The 25,487-nt window shown below is 37.2% G+C and carries 39 protein-coding genes and 1 tRNA gene; 14 read left to right on the top strand and 26 right to left on the bottom strand.

Annotated features, from left to right (window positions below; genetic code table 11):
• Nucleotides 1-27 precede the first annotated feature (27 nt).
• From MUN89_RS15805 to MUN89_RS15865, 13 genes are all read right to left on the bottom strand, one after another.
• Nucleotides 28-444, bottom strand: a complete 417-nt coding sequence (locus MUN89_RS15805) for a RusA family crossover junction endodeoxyribonuclease (protein WP_244708734.1) — start codon at nt 442-444, stop codon at nt 28-30.
• A complete protein-coding gene (locus MUN89_RS15810) occupies nt 437-649 on the bottom strand; it encodes a hypothetical protein (protein WP_244708735.1) in 213 nt (70 codons plus the stop codon). The genes MUN89_RS15805 and MUN89_RS15810 overlap by 8 nt, the downstream gene beginning before the upstream one ends.
• A complete protein-coding gene (locus MUN89_RS15815; protein ID WP_244708736.1) occupies nt 646-897 on the bottom strand; it encodes a hypothetical protein in 252 nt (83 codons plus the stop codon). Before MUN89_RS15815 ends, MUN89_RS15810 begins: the two co-directional genes overlap by 4 nt.
• Nucleotides 894-1,064, bottom strand: coding sequence for a hypothetical protein (locus MUN89_RS15820; protein ID WP_244708737.1), 171 nt, complete (start codon nt 1,062-1,064; stop codon nt 894-896). The genes MUN89_RS15815 and MUN89_RS15820 overlap by 4 nt, the downstream gene beginning before the upstream one ends.
• Nucleotide 1,065: 1 nt before the next feature.
• Entirely contained in the window at nt 1,066-2,028 is a 963-nt protein-coding gene (locus tag MUN89_RS15825) for a DnaA ATPase domain-containing protein (RefSeq protein ID WP_318036091.1), read from the bottom strand.
• Nucleotides 1,919-2,800: a helix-turn-helix domain-containing protein gene (locus MUN89_RS15830; RefSeq protein WP_244708738.1), complete on the bottom strand. Its 882-nt coding sequence runs from the start codon at nt 2,798-2,800 to the stop codon at nt 1,919-1,921. The genes MUN89_RS15825 and MUN89_RS15830 overlap by 110 nt, the downstream gene beginning before the upstream one ends.
• Nucleotides 2,801-2,981: 181 nt before the next feature.
• A complete protein-coding gene (gene recT, locus MUN89_RS15835; RefSeq protein ID WP_244708739.1) occupies nt 2,982-3,833 on the bottom strand; it encodes a recombination protein RecT in 852 nt (283 codons plus the stop codon).
• Nucleotides 3,833-4,786, bottom strand: a complete 954-nt coding sequence (locus MUN89_RS15840) for a YqaJ viral recombinase family nuclease (protein ID WP_244713866.1) — start codon at nt 4,784-4,786, stop codon at nt 3,833-3,835. The genes recT and MUN89_RS15840 overlap by 1 nt, the downstream gene beginning before the upstream one ends.
• A 78-nt stretch (nt 4,787-4,864) precedes the next feature.
• Entirely contained in the window at nt 4,865-5,077 is a 213-nt protein-coding gene (locus tag MUN89_RS15845; protein WP_244708740.1) for a YqaI family protein, read from the bottom strand.
• A 270-nt stretch (nt 5,078-5,347) separates the two neighbouring features.
• Nucleotides 5,348-5,605: an AbrB/MazE/SpoVT family DNA-binding domain-containing protein gene (locus tag MUN89_RS15850; protein WP_244708741.1), complete on the bottom strand. Its 258-nt coding sequence runs from the start codon at nt 5,603-5,605 to the stop codon at nt 5,348-5,350.
• Nucleotides 5,606-5,698: 93 nt separating this feature from the next.
• Nucleotides 5,699-6,001 carry a hypothetical protein gene (locus tag MUN89_RS15855; protein WP_244708742.1) on the bottom strand — a complete coding sequence of 101 codons (303 nt, stop codon included), beginning with the start codon at nt 5,999-6,001 and terminating at the stop codon, nt 5,699-5,701.
• Nucleotides 5,998-6,519, bottom strand: coding sequence for an XRE family transcriptional regulator (locus MUN89_RS15860; protein ID WP_396266037.1), 522 nt, complete (start codon nt 6,517-6,519; stop codon nt 5,998-6,000). The genes MUN89_RS15855 and MUN89_RS15860 overlap by 4 nt, the downstream gene beginning before the upstream one ends.
• A 67-nt stretch (nt 6,520-6,586) precedes the next feature.
• Complete coding sequence (locus tag MUN89_RS15865) at nt 6,587-6,781, bottom strand: helix-turn-helix domain-containing protein (RefSeq protein WP_244708744.1); 195 nt, start codon at nt 6,779-6,781, stop codon at nt 6,587-6,589.
• Nucleotides 6,782-6,850: 69 nt separating this feature from the next.
• Between MUN89_RS15865 and MUN89_RS15870 the strand changes: the two genes are divergently transcribed.
• The gene (locus MUN89_RS15870) at nt 6,851-7,120 is read left to right on the top strand and encodes a hypothetical protein (RefSeq protein WP_244708745.1); all 270 of its coding nucleotides are present in this window, start codon (nt 6,851-6,853) and stop codon (nt 7,118-7,120) included.
• Here the strand turns inward: MUN89_RS15870 and MUN89_RS15875 are convergent.
• The gene (locus MUN89_RS15875) at nt 7,104-7,247 is read right to left on the bottom strand and encodes a hypothetical protein (protein WP_244708746.1); all 144 of its coding nucleotides are present in this window, start codon (nt 7,245-7,247) and stop codon (nt 7,104-7,106) included. The two genes, MUN89_RS15870 and MUN89_RS15875, sit on opposite strands and share 17 nt — an antisense overlap.
• A complete protein-coding gene (locus MUN89_RS15880; protein WP_244708747.1) occupies nt 7,248-7,502 on the bottom strand; it encodes a helix-turn-helix domain-containing protein in 255 nt (84 codons plus the stop codon).
• A gap of 162 nt (nt 7,503-7,664) precedes the next feature.
• On the opposite strand from MUN89_RS15880, the gene MUN89_RS15885 reads away from it, so the two are divergent.
• From MUN89_RS15885 to kwaB, 6 genes are all read left to right on the top strand, one after another.
• Nucleotides 7,665-8,069 carry a helix-turn-helix domain-containing protein gene (locus MUN89_RS15885; RefSeq protein WP_244708748.1) on the top strand — a complete coding sequence of 135 codons (405 nt, stop codon included), beginning with the start codon at nt 7,665-7,667 and terminating at the stop codon, nt 8,067-8,069.
• A gap of 87 nt (nt 8,070-8,156) precedes the next feature.
• Nucleotides 8,157-8,693, top strand: coding sequence for a ComF family protein (locus tag MUN89_RS15890; RefSeq protein ID WP_244708749.1), 537 nt, complete (start codon nt 8,157-8,159; stop codon nt 8,691-8,693).
• Nucleotides 8,694-8,705: 12 nt separating this feature from the next.
• Nucleotides 8,706-9,815, top strand: coding sequence for a DNA-processing protein DprA (locus MUN89_RS15895; protein ID WP_244708750.1), 1,110 nt, complete (start codon nt 8,706-8,708; stop codon nt 9,813-9,815).
• 17 nt (nt 9,816-9,832) lie between these two features.
• A complete protein-coding gene (locus tag MUN89_RS15900; RefSeq protein WP_244708751.1) occupies nt 9,833-10,351 on the top strand; it encodes an HAD family hydrolase in 519 nt (172 codons plus the stop codon).
• Between the two features lie 8 nt (nt 10,352-10,359).
• On the top strand, nt 10,360-11,016 hold the full coding sequence (kwaA, locus tag MUN89_RS15905) for an anti-phage protein KwaA (RefSeq protein ID WP_244708752.1): 657 nt from the start codon (nt 10,360-10,362) through the stop codon (nt 11,014-11,016).
• Nucleotides 11,009-11,968, top strand: coding sequence for an anti-phage protein KwaB (gene kwaB, locus MUN89_RS15910; protein ID WP_244708753.1), 960 nt, complete (start codon nt 11,009-11,011; stop codon nt 11,966-11,968). Before kwaA ends, kwaB begins: the two co-directional genes overlap by 8 nt.
• Nucleotides 11,969-12,314: 346 nt before the next feature.
• Here the strand turns inward: kwaB and MUN89_RS15915 are convergent, their stop codons facing one another.
• Both MUN89_RS15915 and MUN89_RS15920 read right to left on the bottom strand, forming a co-directional pair.
• Entirely contained in the window at nt 12,315-12,608 is a 294-nt protein-coding gene (locus MUN89_RS15915; RefSeq protein ID WP_244708754.1) for a hypothetical protein, read from the bottom strand.
• Nucleotides 12,609-12,753: 145 nt separating this feature from the next.
• Nucleotides 12,754-13,344: a restriction endonuclease gene (locus MUN89_RS15920; RefSeq protein WP_244708755.1), complete on the bottom strand. Its 591-nt coding sequence runs from the start codon at nt 13,342-13,344 to the stop codon at nt 12,754-12,756.
• 954 nt (nt 13,345-14,298) lie between these two features.
• Here MUN89_RS15920 and MUN89_RS15925 point away from each other — a divergent pair.
• On the top strand, nt 14,299-14,838 hold the full coding sequence (locus MUN89_RS15925; RefSeq protein ID WP_244708756.1) for an ATP-binding protein: 540 nt from the start codon (nt 14,299-14,301) through the stop codon (nt 14,836-14,838).
• A 19-nt stretch (nt 14,839-14,857) separates the two neighbouring features.
• Here the strand turns inward: MUN89_RS15925 and MUN89_RS15930 are convergent, their stop codons facing one another.
• The 4 genes from MUN89_RS15930 to MUN89_RS15945 form a co-directional block, all read right to left on the bottom strand.
• Nucleotides 14,858-15,232 carry an ASCH domain-containing protein gene (locus MUN89_RS15930; protein ID WP_244708757.1) on the bottom strand — a complete coding sequence of 125 codons (375 nt, stop codon included), beginning with the start codon at nt 15,230-15,232 and terminating at the stop codon, nt 14,858-14,860.
• Nucleotides 15,210-16,262: a GNAT family N-acetyltransferase gene (locus tag MUN89_RS15935; protein WP_244708758.1), complete on the bottom strand. Its 1,053-nt coding sequence runs from the start codon at nt 16,260-16,262 to the stop codon at nt 15,210-15,212. Before MUN89_RS15935 ends, MUN89_RS15930 begins: the two co-directional genes overlap by 23 nt.
• Before the next feature lie 331 nt (nt 16,263-16,593).
• The gene (locus MUN89_RS15940) at nt 16,594-17,478 is read right to left on the bottom strand and encodes a hypothetical protein (protein WP_244708759.1); all 885 of its coding nucleotides are present in this window, start codon (nt 17,476-17,478) and stop codon (nt 16,594-16,596) included.
• Nucleotides 17,479-17,494: 16 nt separating this feature from the next.
• On the bottom strand, nt 17,495-18,856 hold the full coding sequence (locus MUN89_RS15945; RefSeq protein ID WP_244708760.1) for a carboxypeptidase-like regulatory domain-containing protein: 1,362 nt from the start codon (nt 18,854-18,856) through the stop codon (nt 17,495-17,497).
• Between the two features lie 166 nt (nt 18,857-19,022).
• On the opposite strand from MUN89_RS15945, the gene MUN89_RS15950 reads away from it, so the two are divergent.
• Both MUN89_RS15950 and MUN89_RS15955 read left to right on the top strand, forming a co-directional pair.
• The gene (locus MUN89_RS15950; RefSeq protein WP_244708761.1) at nt 19,023-19,520 is read left to right on the top strand and encodes an ImmA/IrrE family metallo-endopeptidase; all 498 of its coding nucleotides are present in this window, start codon (nt 19,023-19,025) and stop codon (nt 19,518-19,520) included.
• Between the two features lie 69 nt (nt 19,521-19,589).
• A complete protein-coding gene (locus MUN89_RS15955) occupies nt 19,590-20,729 on the top strand; it encodes a tyrosine-type recombinase/integrase (RefSeq protein ID WP_244708762.1) in 1,140 nt (379 codons plus the stop codon).
• A 97-nt stretch (nt 20,730-20,826) separates the two neighbouring features.
• Here the strand turns inward: MUN89_RS15955 and MUN89_RS15960 are convergent.
• A tRNA-Val gene (locus MUN89_RS15960) sits at nt 20,827-20,899 on the bottom strand.
• Nucleotides 20,900-21,155: 256 nt separating this feature from the next.
• Between MUN89_RS15960 and MUN89_RS15965 the strand changes: the two genes are divergently transcribed.
• The 4 genes from MUN89_RS15965 to MUN89_RS15980 all read left to right on the top strand — a co-directional run bounded on the left by MUN89_RS15965 (nt 21,156) and on the right by MUN89_RS15980 (nt 23,637).
• Nucleotides 21,156-21,881 (top strand): alpha/beta hydrolase, encoded by a 726-nt coding sequence (locus MUN89_RS15965; RefSeq protein ID WP_244708763.1) that lies wholly within the window; start codon nt 21,156-21,158, stop codon nt 21,879-21,881.
• A 42-nt stretch (nt 21,882-21,923) separates the two neighbouring features.
• Entirely contained in the window at nt 21,924-22,445 is a 522-nt protein-coding gene (locus tag MUN89_RS15970) for a YjcG family protein (protein ID WP_244708764.1), read from the top strand.
• A 1-nt stretch (nt 22,446) separates the two neighbouring features.
• Nucleotides 22,447-22,872, top strand: coding sequence for a GNAT family N-acetyltransferase (locus MUN89_RS15975; protein WP_244708765.1), 426 nt, complete (start codon nt 22,447-22,449; stop codon nt 22,870-22,872).
• A gap of 90 nt (nt 22,873-22,962) precedes the next feature.
• Nucleotides 22,963-23,637 (top strand): DUF421 domain-containing protein, encoded by a 675-nt coding sequence (locus tag MUN89_RS15980; RefSeq protein WP_244708766.1) that lies wholly within the window; start codon nt 22,963-22,965, stop codon nt 23,635-23,637.
• Here the strand turns inward: MUN89_RS15980 and MUN89_RS15985 are convergent.
• Genes MUN89_RS15985 through MUN89_RS16000 form a run of 4 tightly spaced genes read right to left on the bottom strand, consistent with a single transcriptional unit; the run spans nt 23,617 to nt 25,449 of the window.
• Entirely contained in the window at nt 23,617-24,528 is a 912-nt protein-coding gene (locus tag MUN89_RS15985; protein ID WP_244708767.1) for an MBL fold metallo-hydrolase, read from the bottom strand. The two genes, MUN89_RS15980 and MUN89_RS15985, sit on opposite strands and share 21 nt — an antisense overlap.
• Before the next feature lie 25 nt (nt 24,529-24,553).
• Complete coding sequence (locus MUN89_RS15990; RefSeq protein ID WP_244708768.1) at nt 24,554-24,850, bottom strand: hypothetical protein; 297 nt, start codon at nt 24,848-24,850, stop codon at nt 24,554-24,556.
• A 60-nt stretch (nt 24,851-24,910) separates the two neighbouring features.
• Nucleotides 24,911-25,120 carry a hypothetical protein gene (locus MUN89_RS15995; protein ID WP_244708769.1) on the bottom strand — a complete coding sequence of 70 codons (210 nt, stop codon included), beginning with the start codon at nt 25,118-25,120 and terminating at the stop codon, nt 24,911-24,913.
• Nucleotides 25,117-25,449, bottom strand: a complete 333-nt coding sequence (locus MUN89_RS16000; RefSeq protein WP_244708770.1) for a DUF1360 domain-containing protein — start codon at nt 25,447-25,449, stop codon at nt 25,117-25,119. Before MUN89_RS16000 ends, MUN89_RS15995 begins: the two co-directional genes overlap by 4 nt.
• Nucleotides 25,450-25,487: the final 38 nt, after the last annotated feature.

The raw sequence follows: 25,487 nt of genomic DNA on the forward strand, positions 1-25,487 counted from the left end.
CTACCCCTCCCTCTTCAACTTTCAACCTCATTCCAACTCACTTACCTCAACTTCAATGCGTGGTTTCGAGCTATACCATTTACTAATAGTGAATTCCACCACTTGACTGTCATCGTTCCAAATCACTTTATTGAGAGCATCTTTAATCCCCTTTGCGTAATTATCAACATCAGGCTTGGTTAATGGTCGGTATAATCCCGACTCAGCTTCTTGTGTGCGCTTCTTTGAGAACCTCTTGAGCATCGGCTTATAAACTTTCACTTTCACATTCAACGGTCCTTCTAACAGTTCAGAAGGCGCGTGTTGAGAAGCAACAAGTCCAACGTACTGTTTAAAGTCTCTTGATTTCTGAGGATCGTAAAGAACGGTTTTCCCCTTACGTGTCTTGCCAGCTCTCGGCCTCCCTTGAGCGACCGGCTCCCCTAAAACGGTAAATTCAATCATGAGCTTCCTCCCTGGCTTTTTGACATTGTAAGTTGATGTGGATCTGTTCCAATTCTGTCAGTGTCATATTCTCTGTGGGTTTACCTACTCGGTCTTGCGTATAACCCATTGTCCAGAGCTTATGAACTAAATAATTCTTCCTTTCCTTCACCCCTTTCGACAGCTTGGTGGGGGTGAGTTCCAATGACTGAGTAGCATTTCTCATGGGATATACCTCCTTCCAAAAGATCGATGAATTTGTCCTTTTCGAGCCAGGTGAAATAGAGCTAAAAAGACTTCATCCGGATCCCGTTTGTATCTGCTTGCTATCTTCTCGAGTCCGATGCCCCAGTTCCAGGCTCTTCGTATATGCTGCAGTTGACGCTTGTTAAAAGTCAGCTCCAGGTCTTCCAGAAGAAATTCATGATCGCTCGTTTTTGGAAGCATGGGGATTTGATTTGTAGTCGTATTCATACAGCTGCTTCTTTCTGGTTATCCAAGGCGTTTTTAATCCTCTTGATATGCTTTGCTGATTCTTCCTGAGCGATCTTTCTGCAGGTTTCATTTGGACAAGGGAGCACATGGACTGCAGTAGTTGTTTGGGCATAATAGACGCCTCTCCCGTGGCATGTTTGGCACATATTATCGCTCCTTTCTTAACCTGAAATCTTCCCCTTCGACTTCGTAGAGAAAGTGATCCGTTCCACCGGTCATTCCAAAAAGTCTGCTGGCAGCTGCATAGCCAATCTTATCGCTTAAGGTCCCCTGGTCTTCGTTAGAGCTAAAGATGATGGGCTTCTTATGCCTATAGCGCTCATTAATAATTTGGTAGTAGAGCCCTTCTTTGCTTTCCGACCACTTGGCTTTTCCTAAGTCGTCCCAAATCAGCACATCCACACTAAACGCTCCATGGAGAAGGTCACGAAGGGTTTTCCCCTCGTCTCTCATCATCTTGGCTTGGATTAAATCATCCATGAACGTCACATCCGATACACAGAGGACACGGCATCCTCGATCAAATTTGGACTTCTGGCCAGGAGCAATTTCATCTCGCACAAGGATCTTATTGATGATCCACTTAGCTGCTGCCATCTGCAGGTGTGTTTTTCCTAATCCAAAATTATTGTGCTTTTGTTTAAAGCTATAACGATCCTCTCCGCTCATTTCTCGGATTAGGCTCTCGCCATAAATGGCCATAAATCCTAGGCTGTTTATTTCCTGCTTGTCATCGATAATCTGTTGAAGTTGTTGTAAGTACTTCTGAATGGCTTGGAAGAGCGTCTGCTGCACCTCAGCATCTTGCTGATAGTTACCAAAACGAGCATGTTCAAACTCTTCAGGGATCAGCGCGTTTTTAAATCGGTTTTTTAGATGCTTTCTCTCCTGGCAATGGCAGGGACGATATATAGGCTTTGCCCCACGGTTGAAAGCATCTTTTTCGTCGTACACCATCTCCACAAGGGAACCTGTGTCCTTGCAATCCTGACACTCAAACTCAACCCCAGGCTCGCCTTGCAGCTTCTTTCTGTCTCTCGACATCTGCCGCGCTCTTGCCAGCCGTTCTTGTAAACGAGGGTCTTGGAGAGCCTCTTGAATGCTTTGCATCAGCGTCACCTTCCTTTTCCTCGAATTGCTTGTCCAGGACGAAACCAACGCAATACTCCAGGTTATGGATCCGCTGGCGTTTATGCTTCCGCCTTCGGTTAAAGTCTTCAAAGCACGCAGAAACCCATTCCTTCGCTTGCTTTAAAGGCACCTGGGCTTGCTCGATTTCTTTTGCAGCCCCTACATCCTTCGCGTCATGATGCATTTGGCTATTTAGGCGCAAATAATGATTGATCAATTCAACTTGATACGGAGATACTTCTTTCATCACGGTTTCCGGCGTCCCGTCACCGTCCAAGGAATTGTCGCGCGCGGTTGTAGTAGTAGTATTTATATCTAGTTCTTTATCAACTTCTCTATCTTTATTAGAGTGACCATATTTGGCACCCCCCCGACCAAATATGGCACCCCCCTGATCATTTTTGGCACCCGTGCCATATTCGGCACCCGTGTCATTCTTGGCACTCTTTAAAAACTTTTTCGAATTATGAACATAAATGATATGTCCATAGGGCGTTCGTTTTAAGGAGATGTATTTTTCTTTCTCTAATCGCTCAAAATTTCGTTTGACGGTCGATTTGCTGCCTCCCAGTTCCTTGGCAACTTCCTGGTAACCAATGGGCTTGCCACCGAGGACGGTGCCCGTCGTTCCTTCTTCTTTCGTGGTTTTCGATATACACCAAAGAAATTCCCAAAGAGCAGGTCCTATTCGTTCTCGATGTTCTTCGCTTAACAAGCCAGCATAGATCGGAAAATAAAACAGATCGGGCACCGTTGCACCCCCTAGTGTTTCGTTCTGATAAGCCCTTTCATTCCTTTTATTTTCACCAATTCCCATCCCTGAAAGTTGTGCCTGACATAGGCTTCCACATAACGTTTAAATGACTTTCCAGGATGTTCATGGCTTTCCACCATCCACACGAAGTGGTAGGGAATAGGAATGCTGCGTTTCATTATTCAAGTTCCATCGCTGCTTGCTCTGGAGTTAACTCTTTTGACGTTTCCTCTGCTTTTGGTTCCTCTTCGGGATCCTCATGACTTTCCACATCAATAAACTCCTGATTATACACCGAATCTGCATCCTCGGTGATATCCTTCCGAACCGTTTCATCTTGGCTTGCATGCTGCTGAATCTCAATGCTAATCGGTAAGTATTTGAACATCCGGCGAATCACCGTCTTTTTAGCCATTTCTTCATAGTCGGTTTTCCAAGGTCCATTGTTAGATGCTTTCGAGCGTTTACGAATCTTTTCAATGTCTCCTTCACCCATGACCTCAACATGAAAACCTCCATCTTTGTATTTAGCAATGCCATAAGCAGCTACAAAATCTCCTCGTTCTCCCAGTGAAGGTTTATGGACAAGCTTAGGATCCAATCCAAATTCATACTCGAAATCATCATTCTCATAAACCACTTGGGCATAGATGCTTTCGATATGACCGGAACGTCTGGCGAGATCAATCATGCCCTTATAACCGATTATGAAGGTTGCTTCTTTGCCATAAGGAATAATGTAGCAATGACCAATCAGCCCTGGCTCCAGTCCTAACTGTGCTGCCTGCATAACCGCTCCCATTAAGGAAGGAATCTTGCACTCTAACAATTTAGGAGTGGTTCGAATGGTCGTCAGTGCAATTCTAGCCATTCGATCTACATCCATATGCTGAGGAAGAGCCTTCTCAATTTCAGGACCCATCTTTTTTAGATAGGCCGCTATCGTATTGGCTGGAGACTGCTGTTTGGATTCGGCTTGGTTCTTGTTTCGATTTGCTAACTGTTGCTTGGTAGAGTTATTCGTTGCCATTATTTCGCCTCCTTAAATTTCAAAGGTCGTGATTTAGATACTTTGCAATAAGCTTCATAAATGTCGGGTTTCTCTTTCTTCAAACGCTTGGAATCTACTGTTCTTCTCTCCTGTGACTTCCAAGTAACGATAAATTGATTGGTGAATCCTTTTTCTGCATCACCTAACGTCTGCTTCAACTGATTTTCATATTTCGATTTCAATGTCTTTAGTTCGTCCATTTCATCCTTCATCTGATTCAACGATTGAAGCAGCTGCTCCGCATTTGTATCCAGCTCTAATTCCAATTCAGGATCGGAATCCGGATACATCGCTTTGATCAGTTCATTGGAAGCTCGGGAGCCATCAATTTCTGGAGGTTTTTGTTTAACTACATGCTCATTCCAGAAATCCTTTTCGATAGAGATGAGATAATCGATCAGTTCCTCGTCTCGTTTAATTTTCTTATAGATGTATTTGTTTCCACCGACTAGGACGGCAATCCACCAGGCATCTGCACCGGTAACCGCCATGTAGTGCTGACATTGGAGCAAATATGCGCCTGGAACTTCTTCACCATCCCACTCGTCTTTTAAATACTCACTCGCGGTCTTACACTCCAGACCTTCATTCTTACCGACAATTAAACGATCGACATTGGCAAGCATCCATTCATGTTCAGGATGCTGCAGAATAGCGTTCCTCTTACGCACTTTTAATCCAGTGCGCCGCGTAAATTCTTTAGCTACCGTTTCCTCCATCACATTGCCCCAGTAGGCTGCTTCCTCATTCGTTGGTTTGGTGTCCGGAGCTTCTCCGATCTTTTCCATATACACCACTATTGGAGACTTCCATTTATTTAAGCCAGCAATGGCTCCTGCATCAGAACCTCCAAGGCCTTTGTTTCGATATTTCAACCATTCTTCATGTTCAAGGTTAGTTGTGCTTTTCAGCACTAACGCTTTAACTCCCATCATTGCCCTCCTTTTATGTTCATGGCATAATAGTAGTAGACTACTTTCTTAAGAACCACGTTGCAGCGTGGTTCATTTTTATGCCCTTTTTTCTTCTGCTCCTAAGAGTTCTAGGAGTTGAGTAGATTCATAGATTAACGCTTCCTTAAGGAAAAACTCATCGTTGACCACATAAATTGGATCCCCTTCAAACACCTCATTTCCAAGAGCATCCGTTCCATAGAAACCTGGCTCCAGAACATTCACTGGAACGCCAGTAGCTTGCAATTGGTCGGTTACAGGATGATTCATACTTTCACCACCTTTCTGATGCCAGCGCATCGTCACAGACAGGAAGGAAAAAGAAAGGGTGTAAGGGTGAATCGGCGAGTAAAAACCTTCCTGTCCATGACGACAGGCTGAACCTGTCGTGTTTATTCGGTCTAATATCCCCTTCTTGCTTCCTTTCTATCTCCTCCTTTGGTACCTTGCTAGCGACTAACATGCATGGTATGTTTATTTATGAAACATATATTTCCCCTAAACATATAAGCTCTTCTGGTCCCTAGCCAGAGGGGCTTTTTACTTTTGAACAAACTGAATGATTTCCTCTATTTTCTGCTTGGCTTCCTCATTGACCTGATCTTTGAGTATCTCCAGTTCTTTCACAGCTTCCTGCTTCTCTTCTGTTTTTCCATAAGGCTTAATCACGAGTGCCTCTCCATCCATAAACATCTCCATAGCTTGCTTGGTTTCCCACCCTTGGGAATCACGGACTTCTTTCGGAATAACGACTCTTCCTAACTCATCTAATTTACGAATAATGCCTAGTGCTTTCATTGAAAACTTCCTTTCTTTTTTTAAGCTTGGCTCATAGCGAAATATAAGAATGATAGACTAAGGATCCAAAGAACGATGTAAATCACATCAAGCTTATCCACCTTTTTCATTCGGCCACCTCACCTGAGCTTTCAGAATGCCTTTCTTTTGGAGATCGATAATAACTTTATTAAGTTCTCCCTGTCTCTGGAGATGAGAAGCTAATTCTTGATGCTGCTTTTGATGTCTCATAAATTCCAGTTGCTTCATGGATGAAAGAGCATCCATAGCTGATCGAGTCACTTCATCAAAATTGCCTTGAACAAATTGGTTTTCCATACGCTCAAGCATTTTCCAAAAACATTTTTCTTCTTTAACGGCTTGGGCTGTATGCTGTGGTAAGTAGTTTTCCTTCATGCCATCACATATCCTCTCGACTTCAATTTCGTTTGGTGATGCTCCCAAATGTCCAGCCAGCTTAGGTTGTAGGTTTGGCAGAGAGTTGCCAAGTAAATCGTGGAAGCGTGAATGACATCTGCAAACTCTTGGGCCGAGCGTTCAATGTCCTGCAGTTCAAAGGACTGGATAAATTGAGGCTGATTCATAAGCTTGACCTTTTTCATAGCTTCCAGTGCCTCTTCCATCTCTTCTCCAAGCTTTAAGTACACGGAGGAACGATGATTATCCACCGCTGGCCCATCTAATCGAGTAATCCCCCATCCGATGTATTCATTGGCAGCCTCTAGAGCAATCCAGGGATCGTTATACTTCTCAATAAATCGCCTTGAAATACCTGGTTGCACTCTTCGCTCCCCGTTTTCTTGTTTACTTAAGGACTCTCTCGATTGGAAGAAATCCATGGAGAGCTGTTCTTGCGACCTCCCCATTTTTGCTCGTGTATCTTTCAACGTTCTCGCCACTCTACTTTCCTTCAAGTGAAACACTCCTTTTTTGTACCGTTTTTTGTACCTTCTTTATTGAATAAATGGGAATATCATGAAGTTAGATCACTTGATGCTGTTCTACTTGAGATTCTTGATCTCGAATCCACGCGTCGATGGTTTCCTGTGAAAAGAAGATTCTTCGACGAATCCTGAAATGTGGTATTTCATCGGTGCGGACCATGGTGTAAATAGTATCTTTGCATACGCCTAAGTAATCAGCTGCTTCATGGACAGTCATAGTACGTCGGTTCATTTAGGTCACCTCCTAAACAGGATTTTGCTCCCCTTCTATCGAATGGATTTAGTGGAAAGGGGGAGAAAAATGTCATTTTTAAAAGATGCGGAAGAACTATTCGAAACAATCGACAAGCAGCTAATAGAAGGAATGATTGACGAAAGATTGAGTGAAGCATCTAATCACCATTTCAATGAATTGAAAAAACAGGGATTAACTGGTGAAGAATTAACCAGAGCTCATTCAACCGCGATGGCTGTAGAGTCCGTCCGTCAATCAACTTTCATTGCTTGTTTACTTAAATCATTTGATCCGGATGACTACGATCCAAAGGATTTTCTTACTCTTGTGAAGTAAGTTTCTTTAATCTTTGTGATGAAATCTGTTTTGGCAAACTTTTTTCCAATTTAGGATGATCAGGACTTTTTTTGGTCGCCAATTTATTGGCGGCCAAACTATTGAAAAGTAGGTCTTTAATTTTCATTTAGATCACCTCCCCTGATTCATTAGTTTCCATTTTGGTAACTTTTTGTTTAAAAAAAAGGTTTTCAATTGGTACACCGAGGACGGTGGAGACTATAGCCAACTTTTCAGCTGGAAATTTACTCTTTCCTGACTCTAGATAAAAGTAACCGTTAGGACTGCTATATCCAAGAAGATTGGACATCCTTTCCAACGAAATACCATTCTTTTTTCTAATCGTTTTGATTTTCTCTAAATCAACCTTTTGGTCGTACACGTAATCACCTCCTTGTTACCAATACGGTAACTTAATTCATATTATATATTACCATATTGGAAAAGTAAACATAAAATTACCGTTTCGGAAATATTTTTTTACCAATTCGGTAAGAATGATAAAATAAAGATATATTGAATACTTTTGGAAGGAAGATCTTCCTTGAATATTATTGGAAAACGGATTAAACAATTACGTGAGAATAACAACCTTTCGCAAAAGAGGGTATCTGAGGCACTTGGAGTATCTAACGTGCAACTATCTAGGTATGAATCGGGTTCTAGGCAACCCGACTACGAGACTCTTAAAAAAATCGCAGATTACTTCGAAGTTTCAATCGATTACTTGTTCGGGAGATCTTTTAACTCAAAAGATGATATCGTTACAGAGGAATTTGATTCAATAAAAGAAATCAACAAACTTTTGGATAAGTACGAAATCGACGATTTGTCGTTCTTCGATATTGAGAAGTGGAAATCGATGAGTCCGGAGCAGATTCGCGAGTTGGAGAGTTATTTTCAATATCTGGTTCAAAAGTCTAAGGAAATTGGAGAAAATAGAAATTAATAGTAAAATAACAAGTAAAAATACCTGTAAACTAATCCATTTTTACCCTATAATGGTACTATATGATTATAGGGGGAAGAATAAATCATGGTATTTTTACACAAAAACTTTAGCGAAGATACTCTAATTAAAGTTCACAATTATTTTCCATATAGAAATAATGATGGTAGTTTAAATGAATCGTTTGATAGAAATAGTGGGTTGATTTTAGATGTCAAAGAAGGAAAATTAAATGGGATTAATTATTTCTACGAAAAAATCAATCCAAAACTAATTGAAGGAATACCTCTAAGCTATGTTCCCTCATCAAATTCTGAAAATAAAAACTCTGGTATAAGAAAGTTAGTACAAAAACTAGCATCAAATAACAGAGTGGATGCAACAAATTGTCTGGATCGACATCAAACCATCCAAAAAGCAGCACTTGGTGGTCCCAGAAATGAACAGGTCCACTATAATAGTATTAAAGTAGTAAATCATAAATTAATAATAAATAAAGAAGTATTACTTATTGATGACATTACAACAACAGGTACTTCTTTAAGAGCTTGTAAAAATTTATTGCTACAAGCTGGCGCTAGACAAGTATTTACTTTAGCTCTAGGGAAAACCAAGAGAGATTAGAGGTGTTTTATCTTGAGTACAAGTTTGTGGTTATCTATGACAAAAATAAAAGGGCTTGGACCAAAGTCATTAATAAATTTATATAAGCTGGATCCTAATTTAAGTTTTAATAGCTTATTAAACTTAAATAAAGAATCCCTTTTAACTTCTCTTAAAAATACAAATATAGTAAACTCTCTTCAAGATAAGGAGTATTTAAAAAAGCTAATTCTTGAGAGCGATCATGAAATTAAGAAATATAAAGAACAAAATATTGAAGTAATATCAATTACTGATAGTAGATATCCTTTAAAACTAAGAGAGATTGAAGATCCGCCTGCTATATTGTATTGCAGAGGAAATTTAGATGCGTTAAATATTCAAAAGAAAATAGCGGTAATCGGAACTAGAAAAGCTACTTCAAAAGGTAGAAATGCAGCCGCAAAAATTGCCTCTGCATTCGTAGGAATGAATTATGCGATTGTAAGTGGGTTAGCTGAAGGTATTGACTCTGCTGGCCATAGAGGTGCTTTAGAAGCAAAAGGTATAACAATAGCTATATTACCTGGAGGGGTGGATCAAAATTCAGTCTATCCGGCAAAAAATCGGGCTCTTGCTGAGGAAATTGTGGCTAATAACGGACTTCTAGTGTCTGAATATGCTCCTGGTAAAAGACCATTTAAAGCAAGCTTTGTGCAAAGAGATAGATTGCAAAGTGGGATGAGTTTAGGAGTATGTCCAGTACAGACTGATATCAAAGGTGGTACTCAACATACAATTAAGTTTTCAAAAGAACAGAAGAGAATATTATTTTGTCCAGTTCCCTCTGAAAAAGGTTATGAGAATATTACAGTTTACAATGGGATAAGCAAAATGATATCTGATAATAGTGCAATTGTTTTAAATGATAAAGAAGATTATGTAAAACTTGACAACTTAATGTCCACACTCTTAAAAGAAGAGAAATTAATAGACAACGAAACTGAATCCGAACAAGTAGATTTATTTAATCAAAGTAATCTAGCTATGGACGACTATGACAAAAATTCTATAGAAGTTGCAATATCTGACTTATGTTATTACGCAAAAAAGCTCGGCCTATCAATAAATGAAGTATTTGATTTAATAAAAAACAAATGGTAATAAAAGGGGTTTTTTCATTGCTAAAAGGAATAATATTTGATTTAGATGAAACTCTAGTAGATTCCACTGCGTTAAAAAACTTTAGAGACAGAAGAGATTGGAATAGCTGTTATAGCAGTCTGAATTCGTCTTATTTATACAAAGGTACTAATGATTTACTGGAATTTTGTAAAGAAAAAGGGGTGAAAATAGGGATAGTCACTATGGCACCTCGTAAATATGCTTATAAAATATTAAAGTTTCATCATATTAATTATGATTGCTTAATTGCTTATCATGACGTGACTAAAAGAAAACCACATTCTGAACCAATGATAAAATGCCTAGAGGCTTTAAAACTAAAGGCGAATGAAGTAATTTCATTTGGTGACGACCTTAAAGATTTATCTTCATCCTTAAATGCAGGAATTAAGGCTTTTGGAGTAAGTTGGGGAGTCCAAGATCGAAATACACTTCTCAAAGGAGGGGCTGAAGAAGTATTTGACGAATTTGAACAAATTGGAAAATTTATTAATAAAGAGCATTCTTTTAATTAACTTAGTGATTGGTTAAGAGCTATTCATATGCAATTACAGATTATAGAGGAGGATCTCATATAGAAAACAGAAAAATTGAATGGGAAAAAATAGAACTATATATTATCTCGCTTTGGTTACTTTTTCTATTAATTTTCATAGTAACAATTGATATTCCTCTCTATTTTAAGAAGGATTGGAAATTTATTGGAATTGTCGAATTATTAAAAATGAACATCCTTCCAGTTTCTTCACTTTTTTTACTTATTTTAGGGATTATTTTCGCTAGTCGCTTCAAATATAAGTTAAGTGGAAGTAATAGAACTCCTTTTAAGATACATAAGATTCAAAATATTAATTATGAACACCTCACCTTCCTTTCGACATATATTGTTCCTTTAATAGCATTTGATCTAAGCAAAATTAAGTACGTTATTGTTTTAATTATACTTCTCGTTACAATTGGTGGTATATACATAAAAACAGATTTGTTTTACGCAAATCCTTCATTAGCACTCTTAGGTTATCGAATTTATAAAGTAGATGGAATTTTTTATAGAGGAGGAGAAAGTAACACTCGAGAAGACCTTGTTATTATTTCCAGAGAAAAGCTAAAAAGAGGTATGAAAGTCAGTTATAAAGAGATTAACGATAATATCTATTATGTGAGGGTCGAAAATGGATAAAAAAGACTTAAGCAAAATATTAAATAAGTTCATTTTAAACAAAGAAAGCATACTAGCAGAAATATACTTTGTTTTAAAGGAAAATGAGAATACGATACTAAGATTTGTCGACTTGGAAGAGTCTGCTCAAAAAGAAACCACGAGACAAATAATTGATAATTTCGAAAAAAATCTAGTAAACGATGATGAAGTAAGTGTAATATCTATTTCAAATTCTGATGACAGAAATAACGTGATTTATGAATATGATTTAGAGGAAGTACCTGAAGATCTAACTATTGTCAATGAAGTGAAAGTAAATGATGAAATAAAAAACTTCTCATTTTCTGATGACAGCTTAGAGAGCTTGCATAGTATTATGATATTGTTAGTTCATGAAGAGAATAGCATCATAACTTTCAAGAAAAATTATCCTATTAATTTAATAAGAAAAGACGGAATTAACCTTATGAAATTTAGATTTAAAAATAATACAAGATTTATAAATTTAGATGAAGATATCGTAAAAATAAGCCCGTCTTTTGACATTTTCAAAGTAGATTCTACACTTTTTATTAACGAACTTAAGGTACTAGAGAAATTTTTCGGGTTCCACGATATTATTGAAAAGAAAGCAAAAAAATGTATTGAAACAATAAATGGAAATGAAATTTTAGAAAACCCTGAAGATTTAATTGAATTAGTAGAAGACGATATTTCATTTGCAAGAAAGCTAACCAAAGTTAATAGCTCATCACCTGTTTTGGGAAACATACCTGGAGAGACAATTATACAATTTGTGAAAGATTATCCAAGTCTAAATGGAAAATTTCGATTTAACGAAGAAGGTAGCAGAATTTTACTAACTTCGAAGAAATCTAAAAATTTATTTGTAAAACTTCTCAACGATGATTTCTTACATTCTGAATTAACCAAAAGATATTATGATAGTCTAGCGAAGGACTCACTTTAAAATGATCAATAAATAGGCGAGAAAAATTCAACGTCAATAATAATTTGCTTATTGCAATATAAAACGGGAAATCATTAATTTGATTTCCTGTTTCATCTCTAACAAAATTTATAATTAATTCCCTTTCATTTACTTGAATGGGGTTAAATAACACTAGTGAAATTAATTACAGTTTGAATGATTGCGTTCCCCACTAAACTCCTTTGCCTGATAGTTAGGCAGCCATTTCACCCCTATTGCTAACGTTCCATTGAAATCAAATAATATTGCTTTCATTACTCATCCTCCATATTTCATTTATTAAGATTCCTATTAATGCAGCCGTGGTAGTTGTTTTGATGGAAGTCTAATTTGACATTGTGATCCAGCACTTCTCTTTATAAGATTCGCGCTCAATAAACGCTCCAAGATTTACCTTTATCATTCTTCCCTTCACAATATATGTACTTGTTTTTGCTCTAAAAAACTGCCTTGCACCTGTGTATGTAGTGTACCAACGATTTCCAATAATTTCGTATCCGCTCATATCCTTTGAGGAAAACACAACTGGATAAAATGATCGATCAAAAATCCCATCAACCAATTCAATGATTCCTACATTTCCTTTGATATCTTTCCAAATCGTTAATAATTTTCCCATCCTCCTCAACTCCTGAACATCGTTGTATGTGCATTAAGGCATGTTTTTAGTGATGAAATATATCCCAACACTAACCATCATTAAATAGGCCATGAATGAACTAGAAAAGTCATCATTCCCTTATGAATGTCAGTAAATACAATTTTCAACTAACTCTACTTGCAGTGTCCTTTTTTCTGTTTACTTTAAGCATTAACCCTACTAACTGCACCCTATCGATAAGCCTCACATTATTTGTTTGAGCAAGTTTTTTAGGTGCTACTGTGTATTCGCTGTTGGTTACTACCCATGCTTCCTGAGCTTTATAATAATTTTGAGAACTATGTACTTCTTGTACAGCTTTAATCCCTACATTCTTTGAATATCGTTTGGCTTGTACCACTATAACTTTTGAGTCCTTTTTCAACACTAAATCAGCACCGTAATCACCATTAATCTTAGTAACTTTTGCTTGATATCCTAAATTTTGAAACAAAACGGATAGATACTTCTCAAACTGGGAACCTTTCATACGATCAATTTCCCCAATCCCAGAAGCCTTTATTTTTTGTTTTTCTACTGACCTACGGTAAAGAACCACAATGATCATGAGTACAACGCTGATAACTGTAACTACACCTGCAATCGTTAGAGATTTTGTTAGTAAAAATACTGACAAAGCTATAATTACTAATGCCATTCTAGTCACTTCTTCAATTTGATCATTTTTTCTCTTATTTTTTGTTTTTCTTCCCACTCTATAACCACCTTTCTAATTCAAATTCATATTTTTTAATCTTTATGGACCATTTCAATTATACTATAAAATTAGTAAAATTAAGGTTGCATATGAAATTTTATCTAGGAGGTAATTCATTTGGGATTCGGTTTTCGCAAAAGCTTTAAAGTCGCTCCTGGAGTCCGTATGATGGAAGTAAAAAGAAGTGGATAATGAAAAGAGTAATAATAATAACAATAACCAAAACACCTACCAAAAATTGAATTAGGTAGGTGTTTTTCTAAGAGGATAATTCACACCCTCTGAATGGCAGTTAGGCTGAATTATATCCTAAGTGATTCCATAGAATCGTTAAGCTAATTAAAAATTTTCACTTTTTATATTTGTTTCTTTTCACCGCTACCATCACACATACTAAGGCTCCAATAAAACTTGAAAAAATTGCAATAAAAGCTGCATTGTCCATGTTAATACCTCCAAACTATGTAATGTAACAAATAAAACTGTTAATCGCTCACATTAGGAAGGATAAGAACCTCTAATCTTCCCTCCATAATCACTCTTTATTGGGAACTAAGCTTCTGATCAATTTCGTTTAGCGTCTTTTGTACAACAACTACTGAATCTCATTGTTTATGTATTAGCAAATAACTTCATCAGATTCTCTCCCTTTTACATTTATGAAAAATAATCTTTATATGGAAAATTATTATAATCCAGTCTATCATATAGATTAGTAGGTTTGGCATGATTGCTCCTACTTGGTTAGGTAAAAAAGCTCAATATTATTTAATAGCAGGAGGTAATTCATTTGGGATTCGGTTTTCGCAAAAGCTTTAAAGTCGCTCCTGGAGTCCGTATGAATGAGCATTTTAAGCAAACCTTCTAAATTGTAGAAAAGGAAATCTTTTAGTACAGGTGCAATACTATTATTAATTTCATAGTAGGTAGCTGAAAAATGGAGGAATAAAGTTGAAAGATATTGTTTTTATTGGTGGCATTCACGGGGTGGGTAAAGGATGGACATCTAAAGAAATCCAAAAAAAGATAAATATTAATCATTATTCATCAAGCTCCTTAATAAAAATGGAGCGAAAAGGAATCTTAGCAGATGAAAAAATCATTTCAGAAAATGATAGTCACAATAATCAAGACTTTCTACTTAATGCTATTTCAAAGTTGTCGTCCCAACAACTCATTCTAGATGGTCACTTTTGTTTATTAGGTGAAAATAAAGAACCCCTTCGTATTCCTGAAGAAACCTTTATTCATCTACATTTAAAAGGGATAATAGTTCTTGAGGACGAATTGTATAAAATACAGCAAAGATTATTGGAACGAGATAAAGCTTCGTATAATGTAAGCACACTCCATTGGCTGCAAGAAGAAGAAAAGAAATATGCTACAGAAATCTCTCAAGAGTTGGATATACCAATATTAGTATACAACGCAAGTTCAAACCAAACCCAAAAGATCATAAACTTTGTTGATGGAATAATAGGACACAGTTAAAATTAACTGTGTCCTATTATTAACTTACATACATAAATGACTGAGGAGCTTTAAAGTTCTCATCACTTAGAAATGGGGAAATTGGTTCTTCATATTTAATTATGTCTTTGATTTTTATGGCATATCCCTCTTCTTTAGTTTCAAAGTATTGTTTATAATACTCATAATCTATTCCCGCAAAATCCTTAGTTTCTTCCCATAGGTCATCTATCTTATCCTTTAGGATTGATTCAATTTTAAGCTCGCCTACAATTTTACCTTCCGGCTTAGTACTATAAACAACTATAGTGTCTATGTCGTTTTTTTTAAAAATACATTTACGGTATTCGTATTTTTTCTCTCCATTAAATATTTTTTCCACAAACTCTGGTTTAATTGATAACAAAACTCTCATTTATACCACCTAATTCTATGACATTATCTAACTGTTCCCTATTTAATTTAAGTATACTCCATCTTTGATTTCGATTACGATCTATGCCACACTCTTCTATTAAATCCCTTCTGATTACTCGCTTTTCAAGCGCTAAATTATAAGTCATATCTATAACGACCATATTATTCTTTTTGAACAACCCCGGTAAATCTTTTTCATCGAATACACTATACTTTAAACAGTATTCCTCAAATTCTTGGTAACTTTTAAAATCACTCTTCTTTTTGATATCACTAACTACACACAAAGAAGTCGCTACAGACCTGTATTCAGCAGGTGCTTTTTCTTTTTTATCTTTTGTTCTGTAAATCAGAATAACATCGCCAGGTTTTATTTCTTTTGATAACGGTGCGTAAGATATGTAAATTTTTCTTATACTATTAGTAAATGAAACATCATTTAGAACATCGTAAGTCTCGTTGTCTAAGATTGAATCTGGAAATAGTAAAGTATGAAATTTAGGAAATATACTTAATAAATATAACGAATTTCCTTCTGTTTTGACAAGCGGATAGTCCTTAAAAACATCACCAACTATTTTTTGTAAGTTTTTAATGAGCACTAATTCTCCATTTTTATTACCTGCTTGTTCAAAACCATACTTTTCCAACAATTTTATAAGTGGAGCATGCTTTGGAAAGACTGTGACATATAGCTCAAAAATATTTTTCTTGCTAGCATAATCCAGCGCTTTTTTGACTAGCCTTTCACCTAATTTAGTTCCATGACTATTAATTTTTAATGTACCTATTTTAATCCGTTTTTTTTGCGGCATTACTGGCTCTACATCGGAAAGCTCTTCATTTTCTTCTTTTAAATATAAAAAAGCCTGGATTCCCTTTTCATCTTCATAGAAGTAAGCTTTTTTATTCTCCTTTCTTTGAAACCAGTCTTCAAAACCTTCGTAATCTCCTTTCAAAGAATCGAAAAAGGAATCCTCCAAATTAATATTCTTAAAATAGTCATATTTCAGGTAGTAATCTTCCATTATAAATACCTCCTAAATTGAGTAATTTTGGTAATAAACCCATAAATATTACTATTCTATGTTTTTTGCAAAATTCCTTTCTACAAACATATCAAAAATAATTCTAATTACAAGAACAAACGTTCCTGTAACATTCACTTTAAATAGGATTTTCCCATTATGGAGATACACTAATCCTTTCTTGCTGCATAAACAAATCCAATTTTAAACTAATTCTGGTATTAAAGTCTCAATTCAAAGTCAACCTACAAACTTCAATTTCATCGTTAAAATTAAAAGCACTGGCATAAATACCAGTGCTTTTAACGACCTTTTCTCGTTACGTTACTTTTTAAACTTTATTATCCAATATTGAGCTTGAATGTGAATATACTTGATACCCTTCTAAGGAAGACATGTTATTAACGAAGTTATTCCAGTCATCTCGCAAACGTCGAATATTCATTTCCGTTTGGGTTCGGCTTGTATTATTCCAATGTGCGCCAAGCTGCTGTTGTTGGATCTCTGCATACCCTGCCATTACCCGCTCGTAGGATTGACGGAAAGAAGCAGCATCCAAATCATTAAGCTTTGAATATAGAGATTCATATTGCATTTGTTCTCTTTGAGTAATATGGCTCCCTTCTTCAATTTCTTGAATGGCCCCATTTAATTGGTCTGCAAATCTCCCCATTGGCCCGTCATCATTTTTGTATTTTTCATAAATTCTTTGGTAGGTTTCTAATGAAACGTTAACAGTTTGCTCCAATTTATGATCGGTGTATTTTTCTATAGCTCTCCCCATTTCCTCTTTCATTGATTGAGGAAGTAACTTTCCTGAAATCAATTGGAGCTTTTCTTTAGTCTGAATATGATACATACTTGCGGTGTTACTTGTCCATCCACTATCAAAGTAGTTTTCATTTTTTTTAATCGTATCTTGTATAATTGTAGAAACATTCTTCTTTTCTTCTTTTGATAGCTCATTACTACCTTCAATGATTCTCTGGAAGAAGTCTTCGAATTCTATTTCACTTTTTTCTTTTACAATGGACACTTCAAGCTTTTGTTGGTTACTACTTTTCTCTATATCTCCCACAGCATCTGACAAAGTCAGTCGATCCAATTTGATAGTATTCGCATTGTTTATGTTTGTATTTAATTGATTTGCTTGATATTGTCTAACTTGACTTAAATCGAGCACTTTGTGACTTAAAGAACCTATTGGATTCGTCATCTTGGATCCCTCCGTTTTAGTGTGGTCGATAAACAGAGTATGCGAAATGATAAAGAGTGTCCTCATTAGAGTTCAATCTATTTCCATTAGAAAAAACCTCTAACGGTATAATATCAAAGTAATGATAACTGACTGAGTTATTATATCCGTACTCACCTACAGCTTCTTGAATTTTAGGGAATTTTATAGTGAAATTTCCGTTACTATCTGTTGTTCCTGATTTATGGTAGACAAGTTCATTTAACACCGTTGTGAAACTAACTTCTACATTTGCATTTGGAACAGCGATTCCTTCAGCATCAAAAAGTTGTCCAGAGATATTCATGAAATGTTCTATTCTGTATTTATCTCCATATCCGTAATCAAGATAACCTTCCACATTGTCGTCAGTGTCAACATTAGTAATTACTACGTCAGTTGCTTGAGCTTGTTCCTTAATATCCAATGTATAAGGCTGGTTAGCATCAAAACTCGTAGAAGTGGATTGTACTCTTAATAAATAAGTTCCTGCAGTAAAGTTTATAGAGTAATTAGTATTGTCATCCAGACCTGCAAGTGGATTTAATGAAGTGTCAAAGAAATCTAATTGATAATCTGAGGAACCAGGGTTATTCAAATTGACGGTAAGAGTTTTATCTTCATCTACCTGTAAGATTACCCAATCCATGTCGTAACCATTGTCAATTGTCTGTTGAGTATAAATATTATTTTGAAAAGCTGGTGCTTGCCAAATATTATCATCTGGCTCTGATTGATCATATGATGTAGATTTTTGGACTAATAAAGCAAAAGGAGAATCAGCATTAAAACCACTAGTGGAATTAACAGCGATATAATAGGTTCCCCCTTCGCTTATTTTACTTATCTGTTCATTTTTTTGTGGTCCGTAACTTGAAATTGTTTCTTCCTCTAAAGTCATAGTCTCTTCATTAAGTTTAAACAAGTGTAAATCATAATTTACATCTGCTGATTGGACTGTTTGCATGATCACAGTAAGTTTGCCTGGACTATCATTTTGAAAAGCAAACCATTTCGCCTGTCCTTCTTCGGTTATGTAATCTGTGTAGACATTACCTATTTCAATAAGACCCGCAGTATTAGGTGAATCGTTCTCAGCTTGAGTACTCACACTTTGTTGCAATGATTTTAGATTTTTCTTATTGACTTGAGACTCATTACCTTTTAGGTCTTTTTTTATTACCGGTTTACTTTCATTGTCTAGCAAACTCAGCTTCCCTTGATTCTGTTGAAGGCTATCCTGTTTTCCTAACTCTCCTTTTAGAGAAATTGATCCTTCTCCAAGAGCACTTACATTGTTACCAGCAGTAAAAGCAAGAAATGCGATTAATACTAGTACTAAAAAACTAACCTTTTTCATAAAACCTCTCCTTTTGAAATAATTTATACACGACTCTAATATCGAATAATTTCCAAAAATTTTAAGTTATTCCAATTATTTTGGTATTAATTACCTATAATAAGCAATATCGATTGCAAATTACGAACAAATGTTCTTATACTGTTCTCTAAGGACGGTGAATAGTATGAATTTCCCTCACTACACAACAACAGACCTAGAAGATTGGGTATCTAACTGGTACATAAAGCACCAATTTCATTATCCAGTGGATCTCAAAATAAGAAAAATAGCGATGCAGCATGAGATTTTCATAAACTATCGGCCCAAAGACCCTCACTATGCGAGGTTTGGTCGTTATAAGGAGATTGTTCTTAATTCAAAGTCTTCTCAAGTACACCAACGAGAACAATTTTTTCATGAACTCTGTCACGCAATTCGTCATGTGGGAAAGCAGTCAATGATGCCTGAAGCTTTTCGGGAGCTGCAGGAACGCGATGCCAGACATTTCACTTTATATGCAGCTCTTCCCTATCATATGATTCGGCGGTACGACATCAATGACCCTGAACTCATTGATCGATGGGCTTTAGATTTTAAGATTTCCTATGAATTGTGCGAAGAACGTCTGTATCAGATTAGTAGGCGTTCAGATTGTACCAAATTCGGAAAAGTGCTTCATTAATATAAATGTTAGGAGGTGGCGCACATGAGTAGTTATCAGAAGCGAGGCGAAAATTCCTATTTATTAACAGTGGAATTAGGATATGACGGCAAAGGTAGACGGAAGCGAAAAAGGAAGACAATTAAAGTAGATGAATCTCTTCTAAAGACCAAAAGAAAATTACAAAATCATTTAGAGGAAGAACTAGTAAAATTTAAAATGGAAGTCGAAGCTGGACAATACGTGACACCAGGAAAGATTATATTCAAAGATTTTATTAAAGACTGGGAAGAGAAATACGCCAGGAAAAATTTAGCCGAACAAACCTTAGATGTATATAAGGGACATCTAAAAAACCATATCCTCCCCTATTTCAGCGATTATCACTTAGACCGTATCAAACCTATTCATGTCTTAAACTTTATACACGAATTAGAAAACAAAACTACTTTATCCCCAGGCTCTATTCAGTACGTGTATCGCGTGGTTAGAAATGTTCTTCAAAGAGCGTCTGATTGGGAGCTTATATTAAAGAATCCTGTTTCTTCAGTACAACGGCCAAAAGATTCGAAAAAACGTAAAGTAAATGTCTATGAACCACACGAAGTACAACAATTGTTTGAAATAGCCAAAACACAGCCTCCCCATTGGAGACTCTTTTTATCCTTAGCGCTTGCCTGTGCTATGAGACGGGGAGAACTATTGGGGCTAGAGTGGAAACATATCAATTTTGAGGACCAAACACTTGAAATTGAACAAGTAGTTTCAAGAGGGATTAAAGGTCGGCCAGTAATCAAGGAACCAAAATCAAATACATCTAACAGAATAATTTCTCTGCCTAGCTCGGTAGTCATTGAATTAAAGGATTACTACCTACTTTGGAAAAAAGAAAAATTAAAAGCAGGAGATCTTTGGGAAGAAAAAAATCATGAGTTTGTATTTTGTAATGAAAATGGCAGGCACTTTTACCCCACCACTCCCACCACTTGGTGGAGAAGGTTTATTGAAAAGGCAGATGTACGATTCATTCGATTACATGATTTAAGACATACTTCTGCGACTACGTTAATTAATCAAGGTATTCACGCAAAAATTATTTCTGAGAGATTGGGACATTCAGATATACGAATCACGATGAATACGTATGGCCATGCTTTAAGATCAGCAGACCAAGAAGCAGCTAGTAAAATGGATGAAGTTTTTTACAGCCGGAAGGAAAGTAAAAATTAAATTTGGTCCACGATCGGTCCACTTTCCTTTAAAATAAAAGAAATGACGCGGCCTCTCCGTGGATGAGAAACCGCGCCATTCCGGCACTTTGTATGGATGATTCCGATTGGGCTCGAACCAACGACCTCCACCCTGTCAAGGTGGCGCTCTCCCAGCTGAGCTACGGAATCACGAATATGTATCGATTCATGGGTTTGAATAGGACAAGTAATAATATACAATGATTTTCGATAATTGTCAACGGATGATTTGATTTTTTTCGTGGGGGTTTTTATAAACGTATCTTACCGAAATATTTTGTCAATTCCTCCAGATATCTGTGCTACTTTTTTGACAATTATATGATAAAATAGATATGTTAAGTTTATATTGATTTTATCACGGGTATTTCAAAAAAACCCCGTACCTGCAGGAAGGTGGTCGAATTTGGGTAGAGATGGAACAATGACTGATTATACGATTAACAGCGAATACTTAAATGAAGCGATGGTGCTGAAAGTTTACACCCCCAATCATTTCTCTCCATTATATAAGTACCATTTCTGTATTATGCAGGATGGGAATGACTATTTTCAAATGGGTCGTGCCGCCACATTAAGTGATCGACTGCACGCTGATCAAGAAATAGAGAATACGATTTTTGTAGGGATTCATTATAATGATAAGTATGATCGTCAAGACAAGTACCATCCAGATGGCAGCAAGCAGGGAGACTATGTGAATTTTCTTATCCGCGAGGTTGTTCCTTTTCTTGATGAACACCTGCCGGGTTATCACGTAGGAAGCGGTCGTACGCTGGTTGGCGATTCCCTAGCAGGCACACTCGCTTTAATGACAGCGGTTAAATTTCCAAATTTATTTGGAAATGTGATTATGCAAAGCCCCTATGTCGATGAGCACGTGCTTGAAATTGTGGACTCTGCCAAAGACTTATCTTCACTTACGATCTACCACACGATCGGAATTGAGGAAACAGATGTAGAGACAACAGCCGGCGAAAGTAAAAATTTCTTAGAGCCTAATCGTCATTTAAAAGAAGTGCTCGATCAAAAGCCTGTGTCTTACACGTATTATGAGCTCGACGGCGGGCATACTTGGAAACCGTGGCAACAGGATTTCAAACGTGCACTGCTCACTATGTTTGGGAAGTAATGAACTAGAATGATAAGAATACATTCAGGAGGGACCACGCAAATGAGATACGGAATAGCAATATTTCCATCCAAAAAAATTCAAGATGAAGCGAATTCTTACAGAAAACGATATGACCCCCATTATGCGCTTATTCCGCCACATATCACAATGAAGGAAGCCTTTGAAGCGGATGAAGAAGAGATTGAAAATAAAATCATTCCTGAATTAAAAAGAATTGCCAAAGATACCGACCCCTTTTCTATCGCTATTTATAAAGCGAGCACTTTTTCCCCAGTAACCAACACTATCTATTTAAAGGTAGAAAATTCTGAGGAAATTGCAAGCTTAAACGAAAAGCTTCATTCAGAGAATCTGCCAGGTGCTAAAGAATTTTCCTTTGTGCCTCACATCACCATTGCCCAAAAGCTTTCAGATGAGGAATTTTCCGACGTACACGGAAGCTTAAGCATGCTGAAATTCGATCTTCACGATACCATCGATCGCTTTCAATTGCTGTACCAGCTTGAAAACGGAGCTTGGAGCGTATATGAAACCTTCCGGCTTGGTCAAGAGGAGCAATAGAGTGAAGATTTTCGTTGCTGAACAACCTGACCAAAAGACAGACGCCTTTCTTGTTAGGCGTCTCGTTTTTATTGAGGAGCAAAAAGTTCCGGAAGATTTGGAACATGATGAATATGATAAAGATGCTGTGCACCTGGTAGGCTACGAAAATGGCCGGCCGGTTGCAGCTGCTAGAATTCGTTTTGCAGGTGATTATGGCAAGCTTGAAAGAATCTGTGTGCTTGTGGAAAAGCGGGGACTTTCATATGGGAAGCAGATGATTCAATTTATGGAAGAGGTTATTCATAACCAAAACTATTCGCTCGTAAAGCTAAACGCGCAGACGCATGCAGAAAGTTTTTATAAGTCTCTGGACTACAAGACGGTATCAGAACCTTTTATGGATGCTGGTATTCCCCATGTAGCCATGCTTAAAACGATGACTTAACACCTGCTGAATAGAGCAGGTGTTTTTGTATATTTTCCATAGTTCTTGACCACAATGGCTAACAGCTTAGGAAACGGGGAATGAGAAACTATGGAATATGCAAGAATATGCGTTGAAACGATCTTTGGGTTTGCTGCTCTTTTTCTCTTGACGAAGGTCCTTGGTAAAACGCAGATTACTCAAATCACGGCCTTTGACTTTATTTCCGCGCTTGTTCTTGGTGAGCTTGTCGGAAATGCTCTTTATGATGATAAAGTTGGAATCCCCAAGATAGGCTTCGCGGTCATTCTCTGGGGAATACTTATTTACTCGACTGAGTTCATTACTAACAAATACAAAGGAACGCGGGGGATTCTGGAAGGGCGCCCTTCTCTTGTCATTCATAAAGGCAGATTGATGAGAGATGAATTGAAAAATAGCAATTTAGACATCAATCAGCTCCAGCATTTATTGCGGTCCAAAAGTGTATTCTCGGTTCAGGATGTTGAATATGCGGTTTTAGAGACGGACGGAACCATTTCAGTGATGAAAAAACCTGCCCAGCAGAACGCCACCAAAGAGGATCTCAACATTCCTCTTAAGTCTTCTCCGCTTCCAATGACAATGATCAGCGATGGAGAAGTGTTGTGGGACAACCTGGAAGAAGCGGGATTTGATGAAGATTGGCTGAAGCAGCAGCTGCAATTTCAGGAAATTACAGACGTAAAAAAAGTTCTTTATGCCGAGTACAAAGAAGGAGAGCAGTTATTTGTTCTCCCTTTCTAACGGGTAAAAAACCCAGTGAAATTGATCAATCTGGTCAGTAATTACGTTCTCCTGCAATAAAGCCAGTACGTAAGCGGTGACAGCTGTTCGATATAACAGCCACTGCGAGAGCTGGTCGGCTTTTACCTCAAATGCTGTACACATGGCAGCCACAATCTGCTCATGCGTTGCCCCGCCTTGCTGCTCTGTTATATACATGTGCAGCCAAGCCAACAATTGATCGTGATAATCTAAATTTGCCTGTACCGTGCTTTTGAAGTCCTCTTCATATTTTCCATGACCGGGAACGGCACCTTCACACTCCAAGGACTGCAGCCGCTTCAGGCTGTTTTTTGCTGATTGTACATCAGTGACGTAGGGAATTTTATGTTTGCGAAGTACTTTCACTCCAAAATAAGCATCCGCTGCAAAAAGGATCTTTTGATACCGTACTGCCAGTTGATGGTAACTGTGGCCGGGAAGTAATAATGCCTCAAAGCTTAGATTTCCTGCCTCTATTTTCTCTTCTGAAACTACTTCGTCTATTCTTACAGGCCTCCCTTGCAGAAACTTATTGTTCAGCTCAGGCAGCGGATCGTTTCCGCCAAATAAATACAAAGGCTCAATGGAAGGATTGGCCAAAATTGCTTCTTCAAATACAGGGGCAATGGTATGTAACGGAAATTGTTCTTGCAAATAGGCTGCTCCCCCATAATGATCCGTATGGGCATGGGTAATAAAAAGGTGCGTTAAAGGAAGTTCCCGGCTGCGAAGTTCTTTAAGCACCTTTTTTATGGATGACTGATCGATACCGGCATCGATGAGCATACCGGTATCTCCCTTAGTGATGTAACCAATATTGACTGTTCCATAATAAACATAGCAATGTTCATTTATCTTCTGAAAAGACATAAGAATAACTCCCTTTAGCTCTTTCTTAAATACTTTCGCTAAAGTTTCTGCCTTTTCCTGTTAACCGTGAAAAAACCTGTTCTTTCTGTTCCGGCTGTTGTTTTTGACTTGCCATATGCACATGATGAGGAGTGTATAGTGCCGGGGACAGCTCTTGAAATTGTTTGCGATCTTCTTCCCGTTTTTTGTATTGATCTGTTAACTTACTGTCCAGTGTTGCTTTAAATACTTGGTTCAATTCAAAAGGAGATCTTTCCTTACGAACGTTTCTCTGCTGGTAATCATTATATTGAAAATGTGTAATTGGCAGAATATATCCCATGGTCTCTCCTCCTCTTTTTTCTACCATACCCTTAATGATGGGAAACAAACCTAGCTCCTCTTATTCAAAAAATTTCTCGATATTTCCCATTTGTTTTGAAATGAATTTATCTAATTCACCCATTCGTTTAGTGAATTGCTTCTCCCAGGCGTTAAAATCATTTTCCCAGCCGTTTAACTTTTTCTCCGGCTGTTTTATGATTCCATTAAACTTGCTTGTTTCCTCGTGAATCTCCTTTAAGATTTGGTGGAGTGGTTTTGGCTTACTCATAAATACCGTTGACTCCATCCATAGATCAACGCTTGCATCCCGGCAATCGCGAACAGCAATACCAACAGCCAGCCATATGGGACAAAAATGTACATGATGATTACAAAAGCAGACGCCCATACCCCAACGCACCAAAAACAGCTCAGACCTTCCCCTATCCAGCCATTAGGCTCGATCCATTGTTCCTCTTCTCCTTGGTCATTTATATGCACGGTTGTCACCATAAATGGTTTTCTCAGCCATTCCATAATTGTGTCTTCTACAATTAAACGGGTAATCCTGAAACTAGCTAACGCAAAGATGAATAGTTCAAGCCAGCTTAAATTCATAATTATTCCTCCTCCTTTATGTAAAAAAAGGACCACTA

The sequence above is a fragment of the Halobacillus salinarum genome (genome assembly GCF_022919095.1).
Classification (GTDB): Bacteria; Bacillota; Bacilli; order Bacillales; family Halobacillaceae; genus Halobacillus_B; species Halobacillus_B salinarum.

Excerpts from the sequence above, each read along its gene's own strand:
- MUN89_RS15805 (WP_244708734.1), bottom strand. The coding sequence starts at position 444 with ATGATTGAATTTACCGTTTTAGGGGAGCCGGTCGCTCAAGGGAGGCCG.
- MUN89_RS15810 (WP_244708735.1), bottom strand. The coding sequence starts at position 649 with ATGAGAAATGCTACTCAGTCATTGGAACTCACCCCCACCAAGCTGTCG.
- MUN89_RS15815 (WP_244708736.1), bottom strand. The coding sequence starts at position 897 with ATGAATACGACTACAAATCAAATCCCCATGCTTCCAAAAACGAGCGAT.
- MUN89_RS15820 (WP_244708737.1), bottom strand. The coding sequence starts at position 1,064 with ATGTGCCAAACATGCCACGGGAGAGGCGTCTATTATGCCCAAACAACT.
- MUN89_RS15825 (WP_318036091.1), bottom strand. The coding sequence starts at position 2,028 with ATGCAAAGCATTCAAGAGGCTCTCCAAGACCCTCGTTTACAAGAACGG.
- recT (WP_244708739.1), bottom strand. The coding sequence starts at position 3,833 with ATGGCAACGAATAACTCTACCAAGCAACAGTTAGCAAATCGAAACAAG.
- MUN89_RS15840 (WP_244713866.1), bottom strand. The coding sequence starts at position 4,786 with ATGGGAGTTAAAGCGTTAGTGCTGAAAAGCACAACTAACCTTGAACAT.
- MUN89_RS15845 (WP_244708740.1), bottom strand. The coding sequence starts at position 5,077 with ATGAATCATCCTGTAACCGACCAATTGCAAGCTACTGGCGTTCCAGTG.
- MUN89_RS15850 (WP_244708741.1), bottom strand. The coding sequence starts at position 5,605 with ATGAAAGCACTAGGCATTATTCGTAAATTAGATGAGTTAGGAAGAGTC.
- MUN89_RS15855 (WP_244708742.1), bottom strand. The coding sequence starts at position 6,001 with ATGAAGGAAAACTACTTACCACAGCATACAGCCCAAGCCGTTAAAGAA.
- MUN89_RS15865 (WP_244708744.1), bottom strand. The coding sequence starts at position 6,781 with ATGAACCGACGTACTATGACTGTCCATGAAGCAGCTGATTACTTAGGC.
- MUN89_RS15870 (WP_244708745.1), top strand. The coding sequence starts at position 6,851 with ATGTCATTTTTAAAAGATGCGGAAGAACTATTCGAAACAATCGACAAG.
- MUN89_RS15875 (WP_244708746.1), bottom strand. The coding sequence starts at position 7,247 with ATGAAAATTAAAGACCTACTTTTCAATAGTTTGGCCGCCAATAAATTG.
- MUN89_RS15890 (WP_244708749.1), top strand. The coding sequence starts at position 8,157 with ATGGTATTTTTACACAAAAACTTTAGCGAAGATACTCTAATTAAAGTT.
- kwaB (WP_244708753.1), top strand. The coding sequence starts at position 11,009 with ATGGATAAAAAAGACTTAAGCAAAATATTAAATAAGTTCATTTTAAAC.
- MUN89_RS15915 (WP_244708754.1), bottom strand. The coding sequence starts at position 12,608 with ATGGGAAAATTATTAACGATTTGGAAAGATATCAAAGGAAATGTAGGA.
- MUN89_RS15930 (WP_244708757.1), bottom strand. The coding sequence starts at position 15,232 with ATGAGAGTTTTGTTATCAATTAAACCAGAGTTTGTGGAAAAAATATTT.
- MUN89_RS15935 (WP_244708758.1), bottom strand. The coding sequence starts at position 16,262 with ATGGAAGATTACTACCTGAAATATGACTATTTTAAGAATATTAATTTG.
- MUN89_RS15940 (WP_244708759.1), bottom strand. The coding sequence starts at position 17,478 with ATGACGAATCCAATAGGTTCTTTAAGTCACAAAGTGCTCGATTTAAGT.
- MUN89_RS15945 (WP_244708760.1), bottom strand. The coding sequence starts at position 18,856 with ATGAAAAAGGTTAGTTTTTTAGTACTAGTATTAATCGCATTTCTTGCT.
- MUN89_RS15950 (WP_244708761.1), top strand. The coding sequence starts at position 19,023 with ATGAATTTCCCTCACTACACAACAACAGACCTAGAAGATTGGGTATCT.
- MUN89_RS15970 (WP_244708764.1), top strand. The coding sequence starts at position 21,924 with ATGAGATACGGAATAGCAATATTTCCATCCAAAAAAATTCAAGATGAA.
- MUN89_RS15980 (WP_244708766.1), top strand. The coding sequence starts at position 22,963 with ATGGAATATGCAAGAATATGCGTTGAAACGATCTTTGGGTTTGCTGCT.
- MUN89_RS15985 (WP_244708767.1), bottom strand. The coding sequence starts at position 24,528 with ATGTCTTTTCAGAAGATAAATGAACATTGCTATGTTTATTATGGAACA.
- MUN89_RS15990 (WP_244708768.1), bottom strand. The coding sequence starts at position 24,850 with ATGGGATATATTCTGCCAATTACACATTTTCAATATAATGATTACCAG.
- MUN89_RS15995 (WP_244708769.1), bottom strand. The coding sequence starts at position 25,120 with ATGAGTAAGCCAAAACCACTCCACCAAATCTTAAAGGAGATTCACGAG.
- MUN89_RS16000 (WP_244708770.1), bottom strand. The coding sequence starts at position 25,449 with ATGAATTTAAGCTGGCTTGAACTATTCATCTTTGCGTTAGCTAGTTTC.